This is a genomic window from Mesorhizobium sp. M2C.T.Ca.TU.002.02.1.1 (genome assembly GCF_003997225.1).
This window is the reverse complement of the sequence record NZ_RZTO01000263.1, coordinates 1-7,338: the sequence shown is the minus strand read 5'-3', so window position 1 is coordinate 7,338 and position 7,338 is coordinate 1. Positions and strand designations below refer to the sequence as shown.

Annotated in this window: 11 protein-coding genes; 8 read left to right on the top strand and 3 right to left on the bottom strand. The window is 61.3% G+C overall.

Translation table 11 applies throughout. The annotated features are described in order from the left end of the window. The 8 genes from EOD07_RS37660 to ccoS all read left to right on the top strand — a co-directional run. Positions 1–369: hypothetical protein (locus EOD07_RS37660; protein ID WP_164772274.1), on the top strand; the 369-nt coding region annotated here is incomplete at its 5' end. Between the two features lie 558 nt (positions 370–927). After that, positions 928–2,586: a cytochrome-c oxidase, cbb3-type subunit I gene (gene ccoN, locus EOD07_RS15865; protein WP_127236146.1), complete on the top strand. Its 1,659-nt coding sequence runs from the start codon at positions 928–930 to the stop codon at positions 2,584–2,586. Between the two features lie 6 nt (positions 2,587–2,592). Then, the gene (gene ccoO, locus EOD07_RS15860; protein WP_127236145.1) at positions 2,593–3,330 is read left to right on the top strand and encodes a cytochrome-c oxidase, cbb3-type subunit II; all 738 of its coding nucleotides are present in this window, start codon (positions 2,593–2,595) and stop codon (positions 3,328–3,330) included. Beyond that, positions 3,327–3,500, top strand: a complete 174-nt coding sequence (locus EOD07_RS15855) for a cbb3-type cytochrome c oxidase subunit 3 (RefSeq protein ID WP_127236144.1) — start codon at positions 3,327–3,329, stop codon at positions 3,498–3,500. The genes ccoO and EOD07_RS15855 overlap by 4 nt, the downstream gene beginning before the upstream one ends. Then, positions 3,491–4,372, top strand: coding sequence for a cytochrome-c oxidase, cbb3-type subunit III (gene ccoP, locus EOD07_RS15850; RefSeq protein ID WP_127236143.1), 882 nt, complete (start codon positions 3,491–3,493; stop codon positions 4,370–4,372). The genes EOD07_RS15855 and ccoP overlap by 10 nt, the downstream gene beginning before the upstream one ends. Continuing rightward, positions 4,369–4,551, top strand: coding sequence for a hypothetical protein (locus tag EOD07_RS15845; protein WP_127236142.1), 183 nt, complete (start codon positions 4,369–4,371; stop codon positions 4,549–4,551). The genes ccoP and EOD07_RS15845 overlap by 4 nt, the downstream gene beginning before the upstream one ends. A 16-nt stretch (positions 4,552–4,567) precedes the next feature. Next, positions 4,568–5,425 carry a DUF2189 domain-containing protein gene (locus EOD07_RS15840; protein ID WP_206519476.1) on the top strand — a complete coding sequence of 286 codons (858 nt, stop codon included), beginning with the start codon at positions 4,568–4,570 and terminating at the stop codon, positions 5,423–5,425. Positions 5,426–5,498: 73 nt separating this feature from the next. Further along, entirely contained in the window at positions 5,499–5,654 is a 156-nt protein-coding gene (ccoS, locus tag EOD07_RS15835) for a cbb3-type cytochrome oxidase assembly protein CcoS (RefSeq protein WP_127236141.1), read from the top strand. Positions 5,655–5,679: 25 nt separating this feature from the next. On the opposite strand, the gene EOD07_RS15830 is transcribed toward ccoS, so the two are convergent. The 3 genes from EOD07_RS15830 to EOD07_RS15820 form a co-directional block, all read right to left on the bottom strand. Continuing rightward, on the bottom strand, positions 5,680–6,156 hold the full coding sequence (locus EOD07_RS15830; RefSeq protein WP_127236140.1) for an Rrf2 family transcriptional regulator: 477 nt from the start codon (positions 6,154–6,156) through the stop codon (positions 5,680–5,682). A gap of 294 nt (positions 6,157–6,450) precedes the next feature. Further along, positions 6,451–6,735 carry a DUF2249 domain-containing protein gene (locus tag EOD07_RS15825; RefSeq protein ID WP_127236139.1) on the bottom strand — a complete coding sequence of 95 codons (285 nt, stop codon included), beginning with the start codon at positions 6,733–6,735 and terminating at the stop codon, positions 6,451–6,453. Continuing rightward, positions 6,735–7,301 (bottom strand): hypothetical protein, encoded by a 567-nt coding sequence (locus tag EOD07_RS15820; RefSeq protein ID WP_127236138.1) that lies wholly within the window; start codon positions 7,299–7,301, stop codon positions 6,735–6,737. Before EOD07_RS15820 ends, EOD07_RS15825 begins: the two co-directional genes overlap by 1 nt. Positions 7,302–7,338: the final 37 nt, after the last annotated feature.

Sequence of the window (7,338 nt, the reverse complement as noted above, 5' to 3'; positions counted from 1 at the left end):
GTACTCATCCTCGAGGGCATCCGCAGGCCCGTCGGGCGCGACGTGATGCGCACGGTGGAAACCGCGATCGGCCGGCGCGCGCGTCGCTTGATGCCATTCGTCATGGCGACCCTGTACGCCGCAGGCATCGCCATGGCCTGGCAATACCGCGAAGACCTTGCGCATCCTTTTTCCAGCAGCTTCGCGACGCTGCTTTCGATCAAGATCGTGCTTGCCCTCAGCGTCCTCGCGCACTTCATCACTGCGGCGACGCTCGGTGCCCGCGGCAAACTCAAGTCACGGCACTTCAAGCTGATCCACCTGAGCGTGTTCTGCCAAGTGGTGCTGATCGTCTTTCTCGCCAAGGCGATGTTCTTTATCGCCTGGTAAGCGCAGACGTAGCGAAATGCGGGCGCCATGCGTTTCATCTGTCGCTCCGGATCGTGCAAACGGAAACTCCCCCAGCGGCCAAGTTGAGCGGTTAGCTTCTATGGATGCTGATGTAGTTCCAGCTGTCGGCCACGAGGTTGCTCAATGTCACGCCTCAATCCCTCTCTCGGGGTCGGCACGGCCATAGGGAAGAAATTTGCTTCACCTCATGGCAACAAAAGAGACATATAAAATGTATCTTTTTGGCGTCACGACGTGCCGATCGAGCGGCGGTCCGCCATGATGTGAGACAAAGCGTCCCAGCCTGGTTCGCTTCAGCCTGTTGCCATCGTCGCCGCTAAAACATATACGCCAAATACATCATATCGAAAGAATCGACGGGAGCGACCATGCCTGCCTCGACGGCGTACGCTGAAGCTAATTTCATCGGGTCGGATCTCGCTTGTGTCGGTCTCGTGCTCAAAATATTCGCCCGCGCGGTAGGCCCAGCAAGCTGCGCTTCTGGCCAACCGCGCAGCGCCGGCAGCACCGGCCGCAACCTGGAGCGGTAACTCAAAGATGATCTCGCAGCTCACCAGGACCGAACGGCAACTCGCGCTCGTCAGCAGCGCAGTTGTGGCCTTCATCGGATTGGCGATGGCGGCAGCAGGGCGCCATGATCCATTGGGCGGAAATGGGTTCGTGGTGCTCGTCTTCGGCATCGTGATGGTTTTCGTGGTCATCTCCGGCTACTACTTGCCGGAGCCGGGCGAAGACCGGCGCGCGCACTATTACGATGATCCTGTGAAGGCGGGCATCGTTCTGGCAATGATTTGGGCCGTCCTCGCCATGTTCGTCGGCGACTGGGTGGCCTGGCTTCTGGCCTATCCGGACATGACCTTCGATGCCGCCTGGGCCAGTTTCGGACGGCTGCGCCCAGTCCATACGACCGGCGTCATCTTCGGCTTCGGCGGCAATGGGCTGATCGCGACCTCATTCCATGTCGTGCAGCGAACCTCCCGCACGCGGCTGCCGGATCAGTTCAGCCCGTGGTTCGTGCTGATCGGCTACAATCTCTTCTGTCTGCTCGCCGTTACCGGCTACCTGATGGGCATTACGCAGTCGAAGGAGTATGCCGAGCCCGAGTGGTACGCCGACATATGGTTGGTGATCGTCTGGGTCACCTATCTGGTGCTCTATCTGCGCACGCTTGCGCGCCGGCGCGAGCCACACATCTACGTTGCCAACTGGTACTACATGGCCTTCATGCTGGTTGTGGCGGCGCTCCACATCGTCAACAACCTCGCGCTTCCGATCTCCTTCGCCAGCGCCAAGAGCTATTCTCTCTTCTCCGGTGTCCAGGATGCGATGGTGCAGTGGTGGTACGGCCACAACGCCGTCGCCTTCTTCCTCACCGCCGGCTTTCTCGGCATGATGTATTACTACCTGCCGAAGCGCGCCGGCCGGCCGATCTTCTCCTATCGCATGTCGATCGTCGGCTTCTGGGGCATCACGTTCTTCTACATGTGGGTAGGCTCGCACCATCTTCACTACACCGCCCTGCCGCAATGGGTGCAGACGCTCGGCATGAGCTTCTCGGCCATGCTCCTGGTGCCCTCCTGGATCGCGGCGGCGAATGCGCTGCTTACGCTCAACGGCGCGTGGCACAAGGTTCGCGATGACGCGACGCTGCGCTTCATGATGGTCGCCGCCGTCTTCTATGGCCTTGCGACGTTCGAAGGATCCTTCCTCGCCATGCGGCCAGTCAATTCGTTGTCGCATTACACGGATTGGACAATTGCGCATGTCCATGCCGGCACCCTCGGCTGGAACTCGATGATCACCTTTGGCGCGATCTACTACCTGGTGCCGCAGCTCTGGAAACGCACACAGATGTACTCGCCGAGGTTGGTCGAGCTCCATTTCTGGCTCGCGCTAGCTGGAGCGCTCATCTACGTGTTCGCGATGTGGAACTCGGGCATCATCCAGGGCCTGATGTGGCGCACCTATAACGAGAGCGGCACGCTCGCCTATTCCTTCGTCGACTCCGTCGTCGCTATGCATCCCTACTACATCGCCCGGGCGGTGGGAGGCTTGCTGTTCCTCGCAGGAGCGGCCGTCGGGCTTTACAACATATTGATGACGATCCGCGCTGCGCCGACCGCCGCGCAAGAGGCAGTGGGGGCTCAGCCGGCTGCCGTGTCGGCATCCCATGGTGCGCTGCAGCCCGGGGAGTGAACCGCCATGTTCCAGACCCACTATAAACTTGAGCGTTACACGATCGGCCTGATGCTCGCCATCATCGTCGTGGCCAGCATCGGAGGCACGGTCGAGATCGCCCCGCTCTTCACCATTGACGAGACCGTGGAAAAGGCGCCGGACATGCGCGTCTACACGCCGCTCGAGCTTGCGGGACGCAACATTTACATCCGTGAAGGCTGCTACGCCTGCCACTCGCAGATGATCCGTACGCTGCGCGACGAGGTGGAGCGCTACGGTCCTTATTCGCTGGCCGTCGAGTCGCAATACGACCACCCCATGCTGTGGGGCTCGAAGCGGACCGGGCCGGATCTCGCACGCGTCGGCGGCAAGTATTCGGACGAATGGCACGCCATGCACCTCAACAACCCGCGTGACGTGGTTCCCGAGTCGGTGATGCCGGCCTATCGTTTCCTCAAGCAGACGGAACTCCGCATGGACGATCTGCCCGAGCATCTTGCGGCGCTCAAGGAACTTGGCGTGCCCTATACGGACGAGATGATCAAAAATGCGGCGAGCGACGCCTATGGCCAGGCAACGCCCGATAGCACGCAAGCCCAAGGCGTCAAGGCGCGCTATGGCGGAGCAACTGACATTCGAGCCTTCGACGCCGATCCCGGTGTCGTTACCGAAATGGATGCCCTCGTCGCCTATCTTCAGATCCTCGGACGTCTGACCGATGCCGCCTATAGGCCGGATCAGGAAACGGAGGCGACACAATGACCGGACTCGACCACGAAACCCTCGTCGCCTTCGCGAAGTCGTGGGGGCTCTTCTACTTGATCGCGATGGCGATCGGTGTGCTCGCCTACACGTTCTGGCCAGGAAACGGGAAGCGGTTCGATCACGCCGCCAACAGCATCATGGATGACGAGAACGGGCCATGCGTGTGAACGAACGCGACTCCTACACTGGCCACGCCACCACAGGGCACGAATGGAACGATATCAAGGAGCTCAACACGCGGGTGCCCAAGCCCGTCTGGCTGTTCCTGCTGGCGACATTTCTTTTTGCCGTCATCTATTGGGTGCTGATGCCGGCTTGGCCATTGGGTAGGACCTACTCCAAGGGTCTGCTTGGCGCCGATGTGCACCGGGACGTGGCAGCGAGCCTGCGTGATGCGGCCGCCCAGCGTTCAGCCTGGACGACCCGCCTCGAGAGGGAGGATTTCGCCGCCATCCAGGCGGACAAGGAACTCATGAAATACGTGCGTGAGACCGGGCACGCGCTGTTCGGCAGTGACTGTGCTGTCTGTCATGGCAAAAACGCCACCGGTGGTCCTGGCTTTCCTGACCTCGTCGACAACGCCTGGCTGTGGGGCGGGACGCCCGAGGCGGTTCTCGAGACCATCCGGGTCGGCGTCAATTCGGACCATCCCGACAGCCGTTCCTCGCAGATGCCAGCCTGGGGGCGGGACCAGATGCTGGACCGCGAGGCGATCCTCAATGTGGTCGCGTACGTGCGTTCGCTTTCCCATCCGGAAATCGCAAGCGGTCCGGATGCACAGAAAGTCGTGGCGGGACAGAAGGTCTTCGCGACCAATTGCAGCGCCTGTCACGGCGAGGACGCCAACGGCAGCAAGGACACCGGCGCTCCAGATTTGACCGACAGTTTTTGGCTTTATGGCGGGGACGAGGAATCGATCTATCGCACGGTCTGGGACGGCCGGCAGGGCCACATGCCAACCTGGGAAAAGCGCCTGACAGAGACTGATCGAAAAATCCTCACTTTGTACGTTCTCGATCTCAAGCAGGGCGCGCCATGACCCTGCCCATGCAAAGACGCCTGCTGGTCGGCTTCGCCGTTGTCGTCGGACTCGGGATATTTGCGGCTGCCAACGTGCATCTCGTGCGGACCTCGTTTGTCTCGCAACCCGACTGCGTGCCGCATCTGAAGATCCCAGGAAAGAACGGCCAATTCCGTGCGGCGCAATCGTCCTGCTGAAAGGAAGTGATGACCAATGGAAGCGACGCACGATATCGACAGGCTTCCCCCCGTCGTTCCGCCTATTGGCGCCACGAGCACCGACTGGCGCCGCGACCCGCGACCCGCAGCCGCATTCTCCTGGCTAAAGGCCGGCTGGAGGGATTTCTCCACGCGGCCTGGCCTCAGCTTGGCCTATGGCGTGCTCGTCCTTGCGATCTCAATCTTGATCGTGGGGGGCCTGTTCCGTTTCGGCTATGACTACATCCTCTTCCCCGCGCTATCCGGGTTCCTCGTGGTGGGTCCGCTCATTGCAGCCGGTCTCTATGAGAAGAGCCGGCGTCTTGCGGAAGGCTTCGCCGTCACGCTTGCCGGCATGATGTCCGTGACGGCCCGATCCGGCGGGCAGATCCTGTTTGTGGGTGTCCTTTTGAGCATGCTGGCGGTCCTCTGGATGCGGGCGGCGGTCCTGCTCTATGCGATCTTTTTCGGACTTCAGCCCTTTCCCGGTCTGAATGAAATCGTCGGGATACTCATCGGCACTCCGAGGGGCTGGGCGCTTATCGCCGTCGGCAGTCTGGTTGGCGGTCTGTTTGCTGCATTTTCCTTCGCGATCAGCGTTTTCGGGATTCCGATGCTTCTGGCCGAACGCACCGATGCGTTAACCGCGATGGGGCGGAGCATGGCGCTTGTGTGGAACAACCGGCCGGTGATGCTGACTTGGGGCGCCGTCGTGACCGGCCTGTCCATGCTAAGCATGGCGACCGGCATGATCGGGCTGATCATCGCCTTTCCGGTGCTCGGCCATGCGACATGGCATGCCTATTCGGCGATGCGGTGGAAGGCCCATGCAGGGCGCGAGGAGCTTCGTGTCGATGTGGGTGGAGAGCCGTGATGAGCTGCTGCACTCCCAGAGGATTTGCTAGTGATTGCGAGACTATCGCGCTTGCCGCGCGGGCAGTTGAGTGATGGGTAGCCTCGGCGATCTTATACCGATTTCACTGGCGCTCGGCGCCATCGGCTTAGCTGCGTTCCTCTGGTCGTTGAAGAGCGGCCAGTACGAGGACTTGGATGGTGCGGCCGAACGGATCCTTCTCGACGAGAAAGATCGTCCGCTGGACTGACTGAAAGCGAGGCAACAAGCCGCAGCTATCGCTTCATTCTCGCCGCCGTGAAACGGGGACCGCGTGTCTCCTTGATTGGCCCCTTTGGGGGGAGGAAATCGCGTCTGGTGAGCAGAATGTCGGCCAGCGTGTAGCGGTCGAGCGTTTGAACGAAAGCGTTGAGCGCCTCGTTCAGCACCCCCGGCAGCTGGCAGCGCTTGGTGATGATGCACTGATTGCCGGTGGCAAAGCATTCGACCAGGGCAAAGTCAGGCTCGGTCGCGCGCACGACGGCGCCGAGATTGATGGCCGAGGGCGGCTCCGCCAGCGTGAATCCGCCGGAACGTCCGCGCACGCCCTTGAGGTATCCCGTACGCGTCAGGATGTTGACCACCTTCATCAGATGCCCGCGCGAGATGTTGTAGGTCTTCGCTGTCTCTTCGATCGTGATGAGACGGTCACCCGCGGCGGCGGCATACATCAACACCCGCAGAGCGTAATCCGAGAAGGTCGTCAACCGCATTCGATGATCCGTTGTCGCCGCGTTCCGGTTCCTGACGGCGCGACGGCTATGATGCTCGGAGCCTGCCGCGAGCCGGCTGGTGACCCGGCAAATGTCGCATTGCCGCAATATAATGAATTATAGATGAATCTTTAGTCGTTGTCCAACGAGGGCAAGCCGGCTTCATGAAGGAGTCCTCGACGGCGATGAGGCCTTTCTCGTGATGCGAGCCATCGGCCGGTGCCTCTGGCGCGCGCCTCGTCGCTGATTGGCTCGAGCGCGCTAACCGACGGAGCCTAGGCCCGGAATCAGCGATCAAACCGCGCGGCAAGACGTGCGAATACAGCAGCGTAGGTGACGACGGTGCAGCCGGACTCGCCAGACGTCGGGACCTTGTTCGAGATAGGTCCACAGGCAGCGTTCGCCATGCCTCGCTTCAAGCTGAAGGCGTAACGGTCGTGGATCATGGTCGGCGATGACCTGAAGCGAACGCGTGTCGTCGAGATGCTCGAACAGCTGGAAAATCACCGTATGTCGGAGGCGAGGGCTGATCTCGCGCACGTCGATCACGCGCTCGGCCCTGATCAGGCTCGTTTTCATCACTTGCGTCCCAGCAATGTTACCGCGTGAGCGCTGCGCTCGATGTCTCCAAGCGAGCGGTGCGTAGCGCCAGCCTGCGGCGCTCCACAGAGGCCAGCGATGCGAAGCAGAAGGTGATCGGCAACGGGTCCCGGCAGAATCCTGGCAAACTGTTCGTGCAGATAGGGCTTGAGGATCCGACCGGCGACACCACGCTCGGCCCACATCAGTTCGACAATGTTTTGAGCGAGCGGCGAAAGATCGTCCCGTATGGCGGCCGGACCGAGGATGGCCCGGAGAGCCTGGGCGATCCGCTCCCAGCGGGCGCCGCTGATATGGGTCATTACGTTGCAGACGTGCGGGTGCCCGCGGAAAGCCGCGACCAACCATTCCACAAGGTCGTCCAAATCGAATTCAGGTGCATAGTCCACGGCTGACATGGGAGCACGGCTCATGTGGCCCGCAATCACCGTAGCCGCATCCGCCGAGGCAACCGCCCGCTTGTCGGGACTCCTTGTCCGGCGGTCGGATGCATGAATATCGTCGCGATCCGGCGATTCTCTGGCTTCGAACGGCTGAAGCAGCATGGCGTTCTCCTTCCCGTTACTCTGGGTGTCTTAGAAG